The organism is Thalassotalea sediminis, from assembly GCF_030295915.1.
Lineage (GTDB): Bacteria > Pseudomonadota > Gammaproteobacteria > Enterobacterales > Alteromonadaceae > Thalassotalea_C > Thalassotalea_C sediminis.
In genome coordinates this window covers 2,520,523-2,537,787 of record NZ_AP027361.1, presented here as the reverse complement: position 1 = coordinate 2,537,787, position 17,265 = coordinate 2,520,523, and the positions used below count along the sequence as shown (strand labels likewise).

The 17,265-nt window shown below is 38.7% G+C and carries 16 protein-coding genes; 11 read left to right on the top strand and 5 right to left on the bottom strand.

The window, feature by feature from the left end:
- Nucleotides 1-24 precede the first annotated feature (24 nt).
- From QUE09_RS11635 to QUE09_RS11610, 6 genes are all read left to right on the top strand, one after another.
- Nucleotides 25-1,068, top strand: coding sequence for a UDP-glucose--hexose-1-phosphate uridylyltransferase (locus QUE09_RS11635; RefSeq protein ID WP_286232928.1), 1,044 nt, complete (start codon nt 25-27; stop codon nt 1,066-1,068).
- On the top strand, nt 1,068-2,225 hold the full coding sequence (gene galK / locus QUE09_RS11630) for a galactokinase (protein WP_286232927.1): 1,158 nt from the start codon (nt 1,068-1,070) through the stop codon (nt 2,223-2,225). The genes QUE09_RS11635 and galK overlap by 1 nt, the downstream gene beginning before the upstream one ends.
- 17 nt (nt 2,226-2,242) lie before the next feature.
- Entirely contained in the window at nt 2,243-3,265 is a 1,023-nt protein-coding gene (galE, locus tag QUE09_RS11625; protein ID WP_286232926.1) for a UDP-glucose 4-epimerase GalE, read from the top strand.
- A gap of 238 nt (nt 3,266-3,503) precedes the next feature.
- Nucleotides 3,504-5,933 (top strand): M1 family metallopeptidase, encoded by a 2,430-nt coding sequence (locus QUE09_RS11620; RefSeq protein ID WP_286232925.1) that lies wholly within the window; start codon nt 3,504-3,506, stop codon nt 5,931-5,933.
- An 11-nt stretch (nt 5,934-5,944) separates the two neighbouring features.
- Nucleotides 5,945-6,442: a DUF6702 family protein gene (locus QUE09_RS11615; protein ID WP_286232924.1), complete on the top strand. Its 498-nt coding sequence runs from the start codon at nt 5,945-5,947 to the stop codon at nt 6,440-6,442.
- 239 nt (nt 6,443-6,681) lie between these two features.
- Entirely contained in the window at nt 6,682-7,377 is a 696-nt protein-coding gene (locus tag QUE09_RS11610; protein ID WP_286232923.1) for a transposase, read from the top strand.
- Between the two features lie 73 nt (nt 7,378-7,450).
- Here QUE09_RS11610 and QUE09_RS11605 read toward each other — a convergent pair whose 3' ends face one another.
- Nucleotides 7,451-9,319 carry a CocE/NonD family hydrolase gene (locus QUE09_RS11605; protein ID WP_286232922.1) on the bottom strand — a complete coding sequence of 623 codons (1,869 nt, stop codon included), beginning with the start codon at nt 9,317-9,319 and terminating at the stop codon, nt 7,451-7,453.
- Between the two features lie 232 nt (nt 9,320-9,551).
- On the opposite strand from QUE09_RS11605, the gene QUE09_RS11600 reads away from it, so the two are divergent.
- Nucleotides 9,552-9,989: an SRPBCC family protein gene (locus QUE09_RS11600; protein WP_286232921.1), complete on the top strand. Its 438-nt coding sequence runs from the start codon at nt 9,552-9,554 to the stop codon at nt 9,987-9,989.
- A gap of 4 nt (nt 9,990-9,993) precedes the next feature.
- Complete coding sequence (locus tag QUE09_RS11595; protein WP_286232920.1) at nt 9,994-10,302, top strand: ArsR/SmtB family transcription factor; 309 nt, start codon at nt 9,994-9,996, stop codon at nt 10,300-10,302.
- A 16-nt stretch (nt 10,303-10,318) separates the two neighbouring features.
- Here QUE09_RS11595 and QUE09_RS11590 read toward each other — a convergent pair whose 3' ends face one another.
- Both QUE09_RS11590 and astB read right to left on the bottom strand, forming a co-directional pair.
- Entirely contained in the window at nt 10,319-10,651 is a 333-nt protein-coding gene (locus tag QUE09_RS11590; protein WP_286232919.1) for a hypothetical protein, read from the bottom strand.
- A gap of 106 nt (nt 10,652-10,757) precedes the next feature.
- Entirely contained in the window at nt 10,758-12,098 is a 1,341-nt protein-coding gene (astB, locus tag QUE09_RS11585; RefSeq protein WP_286232918.1) for an N-succinylarginine dihydrolase, read from the bottom strand.
- 263 nt (nt 12,099-12,361) lie between these two features.
- On the opposite strand from astB, the gene QUE09_RS11580 reads away from it, so the two are divergent.
- Complete coding sequence (locus QUE09_RS11580) at nt 12,362-13,060, top strand: hypothetical protein (protein WP_286232917.1); 699 nt, start codon at nt 12,362-12,364, stop codon at nt 13,058-13,060.
- Here QUE09_RS11580 and QUE09_RS11575 read toward each other — a convergent pair.
- Nucleotides 13,053-13,952, bottom strand: a complete 900-nt coding sequence (locus QUE09_RS11575; RefSeq protein WP_286232916.1) for a DUF2785 domain-containing protein — start codon at nt 13,950-13,952, stop codon at nt 13,053-13,055. The two genes, QUE09_RS11580 and QUE09_RS11575, sit on opposite strands and share 8 nt — an antisense overlap.
- A gap of 190 nt (nt 13,953-14,142) precedes the next feature.
- Here QUE09_RS11575 and QUE09_RS11570 point away from each other — a divergent pair, with 190 nt between their 5' ends.
- Nucleotides 14,143-16,203 carry a spermidine synthase gene (locus QUE09_RS11570; RefSeq protein WP_286232915.1) on the top strand — a complete coding sequence of 687 codons (2,061 nt, stop codon included), beginning with the start codon at nt 14,143-14,145 and terminating at the stop codon, nt 16,201-16,203.
- A gap of 86 nt (nt 16,204-16,289) precedes the next feature.
- Here the strand turns inward: QUE09_RS11570 and QUE09_RS11565 are convergent, their stop codons facing one another.
- Entirely contained in the window at nt 16,290-16,709 is a 420-nt protein-coding gene (locus tag QUE09_RS11565; RefSeq protein WP_286232914.1) for a VOC family protein, read from the bottom strand.
- 167 nt (nt 16,710-16,876) lie between these two features.
- Between QUE09_RS11565 and QUE09_RS11560 the strand changes: the two genes are divergently transcribed.
- Nucleotides 16,877-17,254, top strand: coding sequence for a metalloregulator ArsR/SmtB family transcription factor (locus QUE09_RS11560; protein WP_286232913.1), 378 nt, complete (start codon nt 16,877-16,879; stop codon nt 17,252-17,254).
- Nucleotides 17,255-17,265: the final 11 nt, after the last annotated feature.

The following is a 17,265-nucleotide window of genomic DNA, read 5'->3' as shown; positions in this document are numbered from 1 at the left end:
AAATTAATATAGTGGAATGCAATCATGACAGTTGAATTTGATCCGACAGAGCACCCGCACCGCCGATATAACCCTTTATTGAATGAATGGGTGCTTGTCTCGCCACACCGTGCTAAACGCCCTTGGCAAGGGCAAGTGGAAGCTGTTTCACAGCAGCAGACCACGTCTCATGATCCTACGTGTTATTTATGTGCTGGAAATACGCGTATAAATGGTAAAGTAAATGAGCGCTATTTAACAACGTTTGTTTTTAATAACGACTTTGCAGCGTTAAAAACCGGTACGCCTTATGTAGAAAGCAATGATCCGCTTTTTAAAATGGCGACAGAGAAAGGTGAAAGCCGCGTGATCTGTTTTTCTCCTGATCACAGTAAAACACTACCGGAACTATCCGTTGCAGAAATTATTCATGTTGTTAATACCTGGCAAGCCCAGTGTCTTGAGCTAGGTGAAAAATACCAATGGATACAAGTTTTTGAAAATAAAGGTGCTGTGATGGGGTGCTCTAATCCTCATCCCCATGGGCAAATATGGGCGCAGCAACAAATACCAACATTAGCAGAACGGAAGTGCCATTCACAATTAGCCTATTTTTCTCAATATCAAAGTAACCTCTTAAATGACTATGTTGAAAAAGAGCTTACAAAAGAACAACGAGTTGTGGTGAAAAATGACGATTGGGTGGTGGTTGTACCCTACTGGGCAGCGTGGCCATTTGAAACGTTGTTGTTACCACGATTTTCTGTTTCAAGAATGTCTGAACTAACGTCAACGCAAAAAGCGTCTCTTGCTGATATTTTAAAAAAAATAGCAACGAAATATGACAACTTATTCCAATGCTCCTTTCCGTATTCAATGGGCTGGCATGGTGCACCTTATGATGGAAAGCAATATCCTGAGTGGACATTACATGCCAGTTTCTTGCCGCCACTTTTACGTTCTGCAACGGTGAGAAAATTCATGGTTGGTTATGAGATGTTAGCCGAGGCTCAGCGTGACCTTACCCCAGAGCAGGCAGCAGAAAGGTTAAAGAACTTGCCAGAAACCCATTATAAGGAGCTTTTATAATGAGCGAAAATCATAAAATTGAAGTGCTATTTCAGCAGTGTTATCAACACGAACCTGATGTGGTTTGTCATGCACCAGCTCGTGTCAATATTATCGGCGATCATACTGATTATAATGATGGCTTTGTTTTTCCTGCCGCTATTGATTGTGGCACTACGATTGCGGCATCAAAGCGTGAAGATCAACTTGTCAAAGTTTATTCTCATGATTTTGGTCAAAGCTCTACAGAATTTGTATTAAATCAATTTAGTTTTGACACTGAACATATGTGGTGTAATTACATTAAGGGCTCTGTTCAAGCGTTAATGGAAAAATATCCAAACCTTCGCGGTGCAAATATTGTTGTTACGGGCAATGTTGCTCAAGGAGCTGGGTTAAGTTCGTCAGCTAGCTTTGAAATGGCGATATTGAAAACGTTTACCTCGCTGTATCAACTTGACCTCGATGGCGTTACTGCTGCTCAAATGGGTCAGCAAGCAGAAAATGAATATGTCGGTTGTAATTGCGGCATTATGGATCAGCTAATTTCTGCGATGGGTAAAAAAGACCATGCAATGTTGCTAGATTGCAGAGATTTGAGTTTTGAAGATGCGCCAATTGATGAAGGTTTGTCGCTGTTGGTTATCAATTCAAATGTAAAACGTGGTTTAGTTGATAGCGAGTATAATTTGCGTCGAGAACAGTGTGAGCAAGTTGCTGATCATTTTAACTGCAAAGCGTTACGTGATGTAACCTTGTCACAATTAATAGCAGAGAAAGATAAGTTGTCGGAGGTTCTGTTTCGTCGCGCTAAACATGTGATCACTGAGAATGAACGTACTGTTGCCGCATTAGCTGCGTTTAAAGCGTCAAACATGCCAGCATTAAGTCAATTGATGGCGGAATCACACCAGTCACTTCGTGATGATTTTGAAGTTACAACCAAGGAAATGGACGGCTTAGTTGACATTGTTAGTGAACAGATAGGCAATCAAGGCGGCGTGCGCATGACAGGCGGTGGATTTGGTGGCTGCGTAGTTGTTATTATGCCGAAAGACTTGGTTGATACCGTGATTGAGCAAGTCAACATTCAATATCCACAACGATTTGGTTTAGTTGCAGATATCTATATTTGCCATGCGTCACAAGGGGCGTTTAGGCATACTGAAGTAAACTAATGAGTTAGGGAAGTGTAATGAATATTTTAGTAACAGGTGGTGCCGGTTATATCGGCTCACATACGGTTTTGTCACTGTTGAATAATGATTTCGACGTTATTGTTTTCGACAACTTATCTAATTCAAGTATTGAATCTATCCGTCGTGTTGAAAAATTAACCGATAAAAAGGTGACTTTCGTTAAAGGTGATATTCAAGATAAAGCGGCATTAGCGGAGCTCTTTTGTGCGCACAATATAGATGCAGTGATCCATTTTGCGGCATTGAAAGCGGTTGGAGAGTCATCAACTATGCCGTTGGCGTATTATCAAAATAACGTAAATGGCTCCTTATGTTTACTAGAGGTTATGGCAACATTTAAGGTGAAACATTTTATTTTCTCATCGTCTGCAACCGTTTATGGTGGTGATAATAATGTCCCTTATATTGAAACTATGCCATTAGGAGAGGCTTCTAGTCCTTATGGCGCAAGTAAAGTGATGGTTGAGCGTATGTTGAATGATGTCGCGAAAGCTGATAGTGATTTTCGCGCAATATCTTTACGTTATTTTAATCCTATTGGAGCGCATGAAAGTGGTCAAATAGGAGAAGCCCCTCAAGGCGTACCCAATAACTTATTACCTTATATCGCACAAGTAGCGGTAGGTAAGCGTAAAAGTTTACAAGTATTTGGTGATGACTATCAAACGCTAGATGGCACTTGCGAACGTGATTATTTACATGTAATGGATTTAGCCGAAGGTCATGTTGCGGCGTTAAAGTGGTTGAATAAACAGCGAGGTTTTACCGGCGTTGAAGCGTTTAATTTAGGAACAGGAAAAGCGTTATCAGTGTTAAGTATTATTCGCGCATTTGAACAAGTCAGTCAACAAAATATTCGCTATGAAATAGGTGCTCGCCGGTCAGGAGACTTAGCTGCATTTTGGGCAAATGCTGATAAAGCTAACCGGCTATTAGGTTGGCAGGCGACACGTAGCCTTGAGCAAATGATAGAAGATACTTGGCGCTGGCAAGTAAATAACCCAGAAGGGTACCTCTAAGGGGCTTTTTTAAAATAATACAAATAGATAATAAACATGACTATTTTTTGTTATGTTATAACAAATGAGACGAATTGCGGCTTTTTCTTGTTAGAAAGCGCTGAATTTAGTGCTTATTTGTTTTATTATCTAAGAGCTGTTTTTTCATATTGAAGTTTATCAGTAAGTTAAGCACGCCTTAGCACTTCGTATACATAGCTTTTGTGTACGGATCCTCAAGTAGTGAGCAGGAATAATCATGATTAAAAAAACGATAACATTGGCAGCTTTGCTCGTCTGTACCGCATCTTTATCGGCGTACGGCTCTGTAAAGCAAACCAAAGGGGACTTTGAAGATAAGTTCCGGCAGTTAGATGAAGTGTTACCTACACCTAATGTGTATCGTAACGCTGCAGGTGAGCCAGGTCACCGCTATTGGCAACAACAAGTTGATTATAATATCAAAGTTACCCTTGACGAAGAAAAACGCCGTTTAGAAGGTAGCGAAGAAATTGTATATATTAATAACTCTCCTGATACATTGAAGTATCTTTGGTTACAACTAGACCAAAATATTTTTAAACAAGATTCATTAAGTGAATTATCTTCTACATTTAGTGGTAATAAGGCCTCAGGCGGTAAAATAAGCTTGTCGGCGTTGCGTCGCCAACAATTTATTGGTGACAGTGAATTAGGCTATACCATTAGCAATGTTAAAGATAATAGAGGTAATTCACTTAATTACGTTATTGTTGGCACCAACATGCGTATTGATCTGAATAAACCATTGAAGTCAGGACAGAAAACGAGTTTTTCATTAGATTTTGGCTTTAATATTGTTGAAGAAGATGCGGTTTCAGCGCGTTCTGGTTATGAGCACTTTCCAGATGATGCTCGTGAAGGTGGCAACGATATCTTTTTGTTAGCGCAATGGTATCCACGTCTACATGCATATACAGATTACGAAGCATGGACTAATAAAGAGTTTTTAGGTCGCGGTGAATTTACACTAGAGTTTGGTGATTATGAAGTAGAAATGACGGTACCTGCCGATCATATCGTTTCTTCAACTGGTGTATTAGCTAACCCTAAAAAAGTATTAACAAGCGAGCAACGTAAACGCTTAGAACAAGCTGAAGATGCTGAGCGTATTGTTTTCATCGTGACTGAAGAAGAAGCGTTAGAAAACGAAAAAGAAGGTACGAACAAAACAAAAACGTGGAAGTTTAAAGCTAATAACGTTCGTGACTTTGCTTGGGCTTCATCACGTAAATTTATGTGGGATGCGCGTGGCTTCAAACAAAACAACGATGAAACTCCTCTTGTAATGGCGATGTCTTTTTATCCGAAAGAAGGTGGCGATTTATGGAAGAAGTATTCAACGGAATCAATCATTCACACAATGGATGTATACAACCGTTTCTCATTTGATTACCCGTACCCAACTGCACAGTCAGTAAATGGTCCTGTGGGGGGTATGGAATATCCAATGATCACTTTTAACGGTCCACGTACTGAATTACGTGACGATGGTAGCCGTACTTATTCGCAAGCTGAAAAGCGCTTCTTGATTGGTGTGGTCATTCATGAAATCGGTCACATTTATTTCCCGATGACTGTAAACTCTGATGAGCGCCAATGGACATGGATGGATGAAGGGTTAAATAGCTTCTTAGATGGTGTTGCTGGTCGTGAATGGGATCCTAGCATTCCTTGGGGGGTAGAGCCTCGCGATATTACTGGGTACATGAAGTCTTCAAACCAAGTACCTATTATGACGCAATCTGACAGCGTTTTACGCTTAGGCCCTAATGCCTACACTAAACCTGCGGCAGCGTTAAATATTTTACGTGAAACCATTCTTGGTCGTGAATTATTTGATTTTGCGTTTAAAGAGTATGCACAACGTTGGAAGTTTAAACGTCCTACGCCATCAGATTTTTTCCGCACAATGGAAGAAGCTTCTGGTGTTGACCTTGATTGGTTCTGGCGTGGTTGGTTCTACTCAACAGATCATGTCGATATTTCATTAGATCGTGTTTATAAACTACGTTTAGATACAGAAGATCCTGATATTGATTTTGCTCGCGAACGTCAACAAGAGTTAGATAAACCTAAATCACTTACCGATGAGCGTAATAAAGCGGAAGGTAAAAAATTATGGATTGAACGTTTCCCTGACATTAAAGATTTCTATGACGAAAATGATCGCTTCACTGTTACCAATAAAGAACGTAATAAGTACCAGAAGTACTTAAAAGGTTTAAAAGACTGGGAACGTGAAGTATTCACACGCGCTGTAAAAGAAGACAAAAACTACTATGTTTTAGATTTTACAAACAAGGGTGGTTTAGTAATGCCTATCATTCTAGAGCTATCATTTGAAGATGGTAGTAAAGAAATGATGCGTATTCCTGCTGAGATCTGGCGCCGTTCTCCTAAAGCGGTTAGTAAGCTAATAGTAACGGAGAAAGATAAAAACTTAGTCAGTATTACTGTTGATCCTCGTTGGGAAACTGCAGACGTAGATGTTGAGAATAACCATTACCCACGTCGCATTATTCCTTCTCGTATCGAGAGCTATAAGCGTAAGAAATCATCAGCTAAAGTAAGTCGAGATATCATGCATGATATTAAAACTGAACTTAAATCAGATGATGATAAAAAAGATCAAGAGAAAGATAACTAATTAGGTTTTATATGAAATTTGTATTTAAGTGTTTAATGTTATGTATGGTGTTACTAAGTGATACAGTGTTAGCTCACCAGCAAAAGGCTGCGATTAGCACAGTATTGTTTAATCCAAGAACAGAAAACATTGAAGTAAGCCATCGGTTTTATTTACATGATGCAGAACATGCCGTTAAGCATATTTTTGGTAAGAACGCCGACATTATAAAATCCAAAGAAACGCAACAGCGCTTTTTTGAATATGTAATGACTCGTTTTTCATTAAAAGATGATAAAGGTAATGCACTTGCACTTGGCTCTGTTGGTTTTGAAGTTGACGGCAAGTTCTTTTGGGTTTACCAAGAAACTAAACAGCCTGTGTTACTTGGAGGCCTGACAATCGAGCACTCAGCATTACGTGATATTTGGCCTAGCCAAACCAATACTGTCAATGTTGAAGGTAGAGGTGATGTTAAAACCGCAACGTTTAATGGTAACGTAGAAGTGGCTAAAATCGAATTTCATTAAGTTAATTGTTAAATGAAAAAGCCGTTAGATGTTTAACATTTAACGGCTTTTTTTAATTAATGGGGTCAGGTACATTATCGAAATTATACAAAACAAAGACCGTTGCTTTATTTAGCTTATAAGTAAATTGTACCTGACCCCATTAATCCTTCTATTTGCAATTTAATGTGTTTACACAGAGAAATATTTCACAGGTCAACTACACTGTAAGCTTTATATAAATATCAAGGATGATATGTATGGCAAGGTTACCTCGACTAGATTTACCCAATATTCCACAGCACGTTATTCAACGCGGAAATAATCGTCAATCCTGTTTTTATCAGGAAAAAGATTATAAAGCCTATTTAAACTGGCTTAAGCATTATGCGTATAAGTCAGATGTTTTAATTCACGCTTGGGTGTTGATGACCAATCATGTGCATTTGTTGTGCACTCCTGTTAAACCCAAGGGAGTCAGTTTAATGATGCAAGGATTGGGCAGGCGTTACGTACAATACTTTAATCACAGTTATCAAAGGACAGGAGGTTTATGGGAAGGGAGGTTTAAATCCTGTTTAGTTCAGGACAATAATTATTTATTAGAGGTATATCGTTATATCGAATTAAACCCTGTTAGGGCTGGTATGGTCAAAGAACCGGCCAATTACCCTTGGTCAAGTTATCAAATAAATGCGTTAGGAAAGCATTCTAGTTTATGTACTCAGCACGAACAATATATCGCGTTAGGTCAATCTGATGTACAAAGGCAAATGAGCTATAAAACGCTATTTACATTTTCTATGAATGAGAGTGATGAACAATGCATTAGGAATTCCGTAAACAAAGGAATTACGTTAGGAGACGATAAATTTAAATCGACCATAGAAATGTTAACAGGAAAGCGGGTTAACTCAGGTTTGAGAGGAAGACCCAAATCTGTTGCCGAACCTTAACGCTTAAATGTACCTGACCCCATTTATTAAAGACCACTTTCGTGTGAAAGAAAGTGGCCTTAGCACGACAAGGTTATTTCATGACTGAAATTTCAATGGTACTTGCTTGATCCGCTTGATGGTAAATACGATGATTAGCTTTAACAAAATCAGTTGCTGTTGCTTTAAAGATATTATCCACATAGTTTTGTGGGTTACGATCTAAGAAAGGAAACATGCTGCTTTGCACCATAATTTGCAGTTTGTGACCGCGTTTAAAGGTGTGCATTACGTCATACAGCTCAAAGTTAACCGGTGTTACTTCATTAGCTTTAAACGGCTTAGGCTCGCTCATTGATTCACGAAAACGACCTCGAATAGAACCCCATCTAACCAACTCATGACGGTTGCCAAGCTCTTTATCAAGTTTATTGGTGTTTTCATTTTTCGCAGGAAATACGTCAACAAGCTTAACGATGATATCTGCTGCGGTTTGAGACGTGCTGAACTTAAGCTTTAGGTCGATGTTACCTGCTAATGTTAAATCTTCCGTTAATGGCGCAGTTTCAAATATTAAAACATCTGGACGACGCGCTGCAAAACGCTGGTCTTCTGCCATGTATGGACGATCCCAGCCGCGACCAATTGCTTTAGAGTGTGGTACTGGCTTATTTGGGTCACTAACATATTCTGAGAAGCTAGTTTTTGCTGTTGGTTTTTCGTTGCTAATTGTTTCGTTAGCCGTTAAATACAGTGTTTGCTTTTTAGCGGCTTTTGGTGGCCAAGTGCCAAATCGATGCCAGCGATCTGCACCGGTATCAAAAATGGTTGCTTTGGCGATATTTGCACTGTCAGCTTTTTTTAGATGTTCTTTAAAGAAAGGTAATAACACATTTTTTTGGAACCAAGCACTGGTATTAAAGCCGTTGTCTGCCTCACCCATTTTTGAGCCATCACCACGGTTCCACTGCCCGTGATACCAAGGTCCCATGACTAACTGCACGTTATCTTTTTTGTTGTTGTGTGACATGGTTTGATAGGTTTTTAAAGGACCATACAAATCTTCAGTGTCATACCAACCGCCAACAACTAATGTCGCGGGCTTTGTGTTGCCTAAGTGTTGTAGCAAATCACGTGATTGCCAGTATTCGTCATAATTTGGGTGGTTAACTAAGTCATCCCAAAAAGGACGTTTATGATGAAAGTATTTGTCGTTTACATTAGATAGCGGACCTAAATCAAGAAAAAACTGATAACCATCATGTGTCGCCATGTCTTGACCGGTTGGCCAATGACTATGCTTTTCTGTTGGGAAATTATCAAATCGGTCAAAAAAAACAAATGCCATGGGTAATGCGAAAGCACCATTTCGATGAAAATCATCAAAAAACCAATCAGCAATAGGCGCTTGAGGAGAAATTGCTTTTAGTGCAGGGTGGGCATTGATGGAGGCAACTGACGTATAGTAACCAGGGTAAGAAACCCCATACATACCGACGTTACCATTATTGTTATCGATATTTTTTACTAACCATTCAACAGTATCATAGGTGTCTGTTGCATCATCAATGGCTTTTTTACCCCGCTTATAAGCGTCCTGTGGTCGCATATTGTCATAGGTACCTTGTGAGCGGAAGCGTCCACGAACATCTTGAAAAACAAAAATAAAGCCATCCTTTTCAAATGCTTCAGATGGCCCTAAGCTTGAACGATATTTGTTAATACCATAAGGCCCAACCGAATAAGGCGTGCGCTGCATTAAAATCGGATACGGTTTGCTGACATCATAGGGGACATAAACAGCAGTAAATAACGTTTTACCGTCTCGCATTGGTATTTCATATTCATATTTTGCGTAGTTTTCACGAATATATTCTGCGCGCTTGTTATTTGCTTCAGCAGCAAAGACATTGGGCATACAAATACATATAAACGCGATGACAAGGAGTGCATTTCTGATCATGTGCTGTTTCTCTTTATTGTGATTATATAACAATTCATTGTGACAAGGATGCTACATTCAAGCAAGGGCTGTTACGAATTAGCTATAAAGAAATTTTTATTATTAATTATTAATTTAATTCATAGGGTTAGTTTCATCTATTGGCAAAAATTAATATTTATGCAACCAAATGGTTGCTTTTTGTTTATACCATGCTTTACTTTATGTACTCACGATAACAACGGTAACAATTATGCAAAATGAGATTAAACGAGAAATATTGATTAATGCATCACAAGAAAGAGTGTATTCTGCGATTGCTGACCCTAAACAAGTCGTAATGTGGTTCCCTGAATCAATAGAAGGTAACTATCAAGTTGGCGAGCAAGTCGCATTTAATTTTGACGAATGCGGTAAAAGTCAGGTTTATGTTGAAGATGCAAAACCCCATGAATATTTTGCTTATCGTTGGGTGCCGGGCGCTAGTCCATACAGTGGCGATGTATTATTGGTGCCGAATACCTTGGTTGAGTTTTATGTTGAAGCATTATCAGCGAATAGCTGCAAGGTAACGCTTATTGAGTCAGGGTTTGCGCAGTTACCTATTGAGGTTATCGAAGCATCGTATAAGGGTAATGTTGAGGGGTGGGACTTTATGCTCGATAAGTTAGCAATGTTTCTAAAAAGGTAAATAAATGGACGCTGTTAATATTTATAAAGCGCTAGGTGACCCTGTCAGGCTTGAGATGGTTCAGCGGTTAGCAAATGGTGATGTTAATACTATTGGTGAATTGTCTCATAATTTAGGTGTAACGCGTCAGGGCGCTAGAAAACAATTACAAGTATTGGTATCAGCAAATTTAGTGACATTGTCAAAACAAGGCAGAGAGACGCATGTATCGCTTGATGCACATAGGCTAAAAATAGCTGAGCAGTTTATTGCTGAATTAACAAATCAGTGGGATTCGAGATTGTCAGCGTTGAAAAATCTAACTGAAAGGTGAACAGCGTTTACGGAAACTAAGTTTCGGGAGGGCATTCATACCTTGATTTGATGATTTTTCTTAGGCGACTTTTTATTGTTTTTTGCTCAAAATAAAGGGCTATAAAACCGCCTACTCCAAAAGAAGTAAAGCTAAGCAGTATGTATGCTAGACCAAATACTGTGCCTTTGGTGAGGTAATTTAGGTATAAATTAAAGGGGATAACAACAAGTAAAAATGCGGTTACCTTTACAGACTCTCTTAAAAGTTTAGTGCTAGCTTTAGCCACTGAAACATAATCTTCAATTGTATCTTGTGGTACTGTTTTTGTTACAGGAAATGTTTTTTTAATCCAAGCTGAATAATCCAAGAATCTATCCTAATATTCTCTCTATCGTTATTAGCGTTAACGTATCAAGTTTTTCATTCTTTTCAAAATATTAGCATTAAATTTTAATAAAATTCTGGTTAAACGTTTATTCACGCTGAAACTGATAAACAGCGCCTAACGCTAGCAATTGCGTAAGTTCATCTAGTGCCGTTCTTGATTCAATAACGAGTTGAGGATCGCGTAAATCGTTAAGCACTAACTGGTCGCGATAGTGTTTATTTACCCAGGCAACAAGTTTGATATATAAATCGTCATTCAAAATGCAGTTTGAATTAACGGCTGATAATTCTTTAGGTGTTAGCGTGACACGTAAACGCAGGCATGCGGGGCCTCCGCCATTTTTCATACTTTCATTAACGTCAAAAAAGGCGAGTTTTGTAATGGGGTTTTCTGCAGCAACAACCGATTGTACATAATCAAATACCCGTCTATTTTCCTGACAATGCATTGGGGCAATTATTGCCATTTCTCCATTCGACAGGGTTACTAATTGCGTGTTAAACAAGTAAGTATTGACCGCATCTTGGATTGATACATCGTCTGTACTTGCTTCAATAAAGTAGAGCGAATCTCCCATAAACTTTTCGATAACTTCTTGTTTAAATGCAGCGGTGTTGAGGTATGCTTGTTCATGGTAAAACAACACGTTTTGATTTCCGACCGCGATAACATCATTGTGAAAAACCCCTTGGTCAATGACGGCTGGGTTTTGTTGAACAAATACACTGTTTTTATCTGATACACCATGCAATCGGGCTATTGCTTGGCTTGCTTCTTTAGTTTGTCTTGCTGGGAACTTGGTTGGTTCAGGCATATTGCGGCGAAAGGCATTGCGTCCATAGGTAAATATTTCTAAACCTGTGTCAGTATATTGTGTACATAAGCGCGTATGATTTGCTGCACCTTCGTCACCAAAATGTTCGTTATCTGGCAGATGTTGATGATGGCAAAAATAGTCATCATTGTTAAAGATACTTTGTAAAATATTAGTCGTGGTTTCAGGCTCTAATGAACGATGAAACTTGTTAGCTAGGTTGGCAGCAGTGAAATGAACTTTTCCATCTAACGTATCAGCAGATGGAGAGACTGTTGCAGCATTGGCTGTCCACATGGACGATGCTGAGCAACAGGATGCCAGAATTGCTGGCGATACTTTGTAGGCGGCATCAACAACTTGTGCATCAGTGCCAGTAAAGCCCAAGCGTTTAAGCGCATATATATCTGGTCTTTCTTGTGGTGCGATGACACCTTGCACCAACCCCATATCATGCAATGCTTTCATTTTTTTTAGCCCTTGAAGAGCCGCTTGCTTAGGATTAGAGCTGGCTTTGGCATTAGATAAAGAGGCGACATTCCCTTCTGATAACCCAGCATAGTTGTGAGTAGGGCCAACAATACCATCAAAATTCGCTTCAAGGCTTTTCATACTTTTTCCAACAAAATTGTTTATCTAAAGCATTTGCAAAAGTTACGCCTAAAGTTAACTATCTGTTATATATATAAAATTATTTAAGATGATGTACCTATAGTACTTTATGCACAAGATTACGACGTGTGGTGCACTATGTTGGGGCGATATTGTATATAACCTGGTGTCGACAAATTCATCGGGTTTGTTACGTTTATGTAGATAAATTAGGTTTAATTAATTATTATTGTCGACAATTATAGTGTTTACATGGTTGTGAAATGTCTGCATATGACTTTTTTGGCGCGCTTAACAGCGTATTAATTTTTGTGAGTTTGTTCGGTGTTTTTTCTCAGCTACAAACGATTTGGCAGCGTAAACACCTTAAGCGTAACAAAGAGCAAGCAACGGCATTGCTGTCGTTAAATCAATTTGCGGTTAGTTACTTAGCTTACTTATCTTTTTTTATTTATGGCTATTCAATATCACCTTTTAATCATTACATTGTTTGGCCAAGACTGATCGCGGCAGTGTTGGTCTTGCTTATCATATTCGAAATTTGGCGAGAGAGAAAAACCAAGCAAAGTTTTGTCTGTGTTAGTGTCGCAACTAGCACGTTACTGTTGGCATTGGTGGGGTTATTTGTCGGAAGCGATATAGACGATCAAGGGCAATATATTGCTACAGTGATGATATTGGTTATCTCTGTGCTTATCGCGCAAGGTTACTTGCATCAAATTAAGGTTATTTTATTGTCAGGCGAAACAGGCGCTGTTGATATTAAAATGAGTCAATTTATTTTCATGATGGATATGTCAACAATTGCATTTGCTCTCAGTATGGGAATCACCAATGGCTGGCCATTACTCGTGTTGGCGATAACGAGCGCATTAACCAAGATTGCCATTATGTATTTGTTTTGGTGGGTAAAGGTGAGCCCTATCGCCGCTAAGCGCAGGGCACAGTCATTACTTAGTTAACTCGCTTAATGGCCGCTAACAACGCTGGCTGAATGGCTTGAAGTTGAGAGTTTTTACTATCACGCGTTATCACATAAACGTTGTTTAAAAAGTTTCGTGTATTGTGTAATTTCGCTAACCCTTGTTCACTTTTATATACTGATTGCCAGTTATCAAATGGTGCAGAAGATGCGATTTCATTGAGCCATTGTGTAATCGTTTCAAGCGCTATTTTATTTTGCAAAACAATATAAATAAATGGCATGGCTAAACGCTTCGGCTCGCCAAAGGTATAAAACGTATTGTCTGGCGCTATCTGTGTTTTTATTGCCGCTAAAATTTGCTTGAATTGCTGTTCTGTAATGTACTTGTTAAGTACGAGTTGTAAGAATATATCAGCAGTGTGAGCAACATTATGTCGCCAACCTTCTTTGACATTAAACCCCCGATAATCACGAATTTTTTCCATATAGTCTGTGGTGATATCGATTAAAATTTGCCTTTCATCATTGTTTAAATAAGGGGTAATGCGATCAACACGGACGACTTCCGATAACACTAAAGCGGCAAATGGCTGTTCGAAGCCTTGAGTGTCTTTGGAAACGTTTGACAGTATTGACTGCAATGTAACTAATAGTGTTTTTATCGTCTTTTGATTAAGAAGCCCGTTCCGCAGCCAATGATTATAGGCCTCATAAGTAATACCGTCTCTAATACTAGGATTTGGGTGAGATAAACAACTGACTAATGATAGCGCTAACTTGTTGCGGGTACTGTCATCATCAATTTTAAACTTATTGGTTTTTAAATGTGTCAGTTCATCAATAGAGATCTGCTGTAAACAATCACTTGCAACCACGCTCGATAATGGTAAAAGCAGTATTGTTGTTAATAAAAAGCGGGATATTTTCATTGTTGTTATTAACTCCTTATAACGTATAACAATAGTTATTGACGGGATAAACCAAGTCAAACATTAAACGATTTTATATGTTACATAATATTAACAAGTGATAACGATACCAACTCGCTAGTTTTATCTCTTGTGGAATGTCTTTATAATCCGATTTCGTTTTACGTATTTCAATATTACGTTGTTTTTTATGCATTATTTGATTGTTGTATTGCTTGGCGCATTTTTATTGTTTCAAGTTCAGCCTTTGATCGCCAAAGTGATCTTACCGTATTTTGGTGGCGGCGCAGCTGTGTGGACCGCCTGTATGTTATTTTTTCAAGCTTTTCTGTTGGCAGGTTATGCCTATAGCCACGCACTGGCAAAATGGTTTATACCAAAAAAGCAACTAGTGATTCATGCCACAATGCTATTAGTTAGCTGTATCGTTTTACCGTTAGGCAACATGCAAGATTTGCTGATATTTGAGCATCAACAAGCGCCTTTAGCATCGATTTTAGTGTATTTAACCCTTGCTGTTGGTTTACCCTATTTTGCCTTATCAACAACAGGCCCTCTAATACAGCACTGGTATGCAGTTAATAATCATGGCAAAGCGCCTTACTACCTTTACTCATGGTCAAATGTTGCTTCGTTACTAGCATTACTGACATTTCCCTTTGTCTTTGAGCCAAACTTTGCGGTTTCAAATCAGCTGATGATGTGGTCTGCATTGTATGCGGGCTATGTATTGCTGATGCTTTATCTTATTTACAAAAGCTATGCATACGTGGCCCACCATAATGTTTATAACACCAGTGAGGCGTTAAGTGAGCGAGCACAAATTGAAGCGGATAATAACGCAGTTACCATGACGCAGTCGCTAATTTGGTTAGCATTGTCATCGCTAGGTGTGGTGTTTTTAGTGGCGACAACTAATGCGATCACGCAAAATGTCGCGCCTATTCCATTTTTGTGGGTGTTGCCGTTATGCTTATATTTATTAACGTTTATTATTAGTTTTCATAGTAAAAACTGCTATGTCCGTTGGTATTGGCTAGTATTGTTTGCCTTTAGTGCAGTAATTGCTATTTTCTTGCATTTTATTGGCTCACAATTCGACTTTATTACCCAAGTTATTTTATTTAGTGCGGTACTTTTTAGTGGCTGTATGATTTGTCATGGTGAACTTGCTAGTACTAAACCATCAACTAAACATTTGACCCATTTCTATTTAATTATCGCTTTAGGTGGCTTTTTAGGATCGTTATTTGTTGCACTGGTAGCCAGTAAAGTATTTGATCAATTCTTAGAATTTCCACTCGCATTTGTTGCTTTATTAGTGTTACTGAGTGTTCATTACTGGCGAGCGCAGCTTGGCTTCAAGTATATAGGTTCAATGGCTGGCATGGCATTAGTGAGTTTTGCGATGTTTTATTTTTTACAACAAAGCTATCAGCAAAATGATATTTACCAGCAGCGAAATTTTTACGGAGTATTAGCGATAAAAGATGTTGAGATTGATGGTCAAACTGAACGTCGCTTAATTGATGGCACTACGTCGCACGGAACGCAATATTTAGAACAGTCACAGCAGCACATCCCTTTGAGTTATTACCGTCAAGGTACAGGGGGCGCATTAGCACTAGAATTTATGCGACAAGCCGTTGATGATAAAGCGATAAAGGCCGGTTTTGTTGGCTTAGGTGCTGGCGCATTAGCCGCTTATGGTAAACCGCAAGATGAATTTATATTTTATGAGCTGAATCCATTGGTCATTAACGCTGCGCAGCAATATTTTACTTATCTTTCACAATCAGCCGCACAAATTGATGTTATTGAAGGTGATGCACGAATTTCTATTAGACAACAGCTTGACGCTTTACGCCAATCACCATTTGATGTGTTGGTATTGGATGCGTTTTCAGGTGACAGTATTCCTCAACATTTGTTGACTATTGAAGCTATGGTGCTTTATCAACAGATTTTAAAAAATCAAGGTGTTATTGCTGTTCATATCTCTAATAGCCATTTGAATTTATTACCTTTAATGCAAGGCTTAGCGAATAAACTAGGTATTGAACTTGTGTATTTTCATACAGCAGGAAAAGAAGGCATCAGTCATGATACTGATTGGGTTTGGCTGACAAAAAATAAAGCCTTGGTAAACAATGCTCGGGTACGATTAATGAAAACGCCAATACATCGTGAGCACATTGCACCCGTAATATGGACTGATGATCATAGTCATTTAATGTCGCTGCTAAAGTAAGAGTAGGTAATATAAAAACGGAAGAACCGAACAAAAAAGCGTGCTGATAGCACGCTTTTTTAATTGATAATTTATCGCCTTAATGGTTACCAACTACCGATGTTTTCCATGCTTTGCCATGGTTCTTGTACAGGTAGCGCATCACCTTTTTGTAATAGTTCAATAGAAATACCATCGGGTGATTTTACAAATGCCATATGACCGCATCTTGGTGGTCTATTAATGACCACGCCATTGTCCATCAAATGTTGGCAAGTTGCATAAATATCATCAACTTCAAAGGCTAAATGACCAAAGTTTCTGCCGGCATCGTACACTTCATCTGAATCCCAGTTATGTGTTAATTCAATTTCTGGTGCCCCTTGCTCGGTGGCCAGAAAGATTAAGGTAAATTTACCTGCTGGCACGTCATAACGGTTGGTTTCGATTAATCCTAATTTATTAATAAAAAAGTCTAATGATGCTTCCACGTCGGTGACGCGGATCATGGTGTGAAGAAATTTCATGAAATTGACTCATTTTGTGGTACGAATTTTCAATTATTTTATCAAGTAGAATGCTATGCGACTAGGTTGGTGATGGATTTATTTGCTCAATGAATGGTTGTCATAAATATATAATAAATTTAGTATATAATTAATTTGTTATATACTATTGGAAGGTCACATGAGATATGGCTGATTTACACATGGTTGAAAAATTAACGCCAACGTTGTTCTATAAGGCGCTAGCCGATGATATTCGATTAAAGTCATTACTGATTATCTTATTAGAAAACGAAGTGTGTGTTTGCGAGCTGATGACAGCGTTACAGGAAAGTAGTCAACCAAAGGTTTCAAGGCATTTAGCACAATTGAGAAAACTAGGCTTATTAACAGATAGAAAATATCAACAATGGGTGTTTTATTCATTGCACCCGAGATCACCACAGTGGATGAAAAATGTCTTAAAGACAACATTAGACAGTTCTCCACAGTTTATTAAACAAGAAATGCAGCGATTACAGATGATGGGTGATAGGCCCACGCGTGTCGCGGTTTGTTGCCAATAGGAGCATTGTTT

Bases quoted from the DNA above. Each gene is read 5' to 3' on its own strand.
- astB (WP_286232918.1), bottom strand. From the start codon at position 12,098: ATGAAAAGCCTTGAAGCGAATTTTGATGGTATTGTTGGCCCTACTCAC.
- QUE09_RS11600 (WP_286232921.1), top strand. From the start codon at position 9,552: ATGCAAAATGAGATTAAACGAGAAATATTGATTAATGCATCACAAGAA.
- QUE09_RS11575 (WP_286232916.1), bottom strand. From the start codon at position 13,952: ATGAAAATATCCCGCTTTTTATTAACAACAATACTGCTTTTACCATTA.
- QUE09_RS11635 (WP_286232928.1), top strand. From the start codon at position 25: ATGACAGTTGAATTTGATCCGACAGAGCACCCGCACCGCCGATATAAC.
- galE (WP_286232926.1), top strand. From the start codon at position 2,243: ATGAATATTTTAGTAACAGGTGGTGCCGGTTATATCGGCTCACATACG.
- QUE09_RS11605 (WP_286232922.1), bottom strand. From the start codon at position 9,319: ATGATCAGAAATGCACTCCTTGTCATCGCGTTTATATGTATTTGTATG.
- QUE09_RS11565 (WP_286232914.1), bottom strand. From the start codon at position 16,709: ATGAAATTTCTTCACACCATGATCCGCGTCACCGACGTGGAAGCATCA.
- galK (WP_286232927.1), top strand. From the start codon at position 1,068: ATGAGCGAAAATCATAAAATTGAAGTGCTATTTCAGCAGTGTTATCAA.
- QUE09_RS11615 (WP_286232924.1), top strand. From the start codon at position 5,945: ATGAAATTTGTATTTAAGTGTTTAATGTTATGTATGGTGTTACTAAGT.
- QUE09_RS11580 (WP_286232917.1), top strand. From the start codon at position 12,362: ATGTCTGCATATGACTTTTTTGGCGCGCTTAACAGCGTATTAATTTTT.
- QUE09_RS11620 (WP_286232925.1), top strand. From the start codon at position 3,504: ATGATTAAAAAAACGATAACATTGGCAGCTTTGCTCGTCTGTACCGCA.
- QUE09_RS11595 (WP_286232920.1), top strand. From the start codon at position 9,994: ATGGACGCTGTTAATATTTATAAAGCGCTAGGTGACCCTGTCAGGCTT.
- QUE09_RS11560 (WP_286232913.1), top strand. From the start codon at position 16,877: ATGGCTGATTTACACATGGTTGAAAAATTAACGCCAACGTTGTTCTAT.
- QUE09_RS11570 (WP_286232915.1), top strand. From the start codon at position 14,143: ATGCATTATTTGATTGTTGTATTGCTTGGCGCATTTTTATTGTTTCAA.
- QUE09_RS11610 (WP_286232923.1), top strand. From the start codon at position 6,682: ATGGCAAGGTTACCTCGACTAGATTTACCCAATATTCCACAGCACGTT.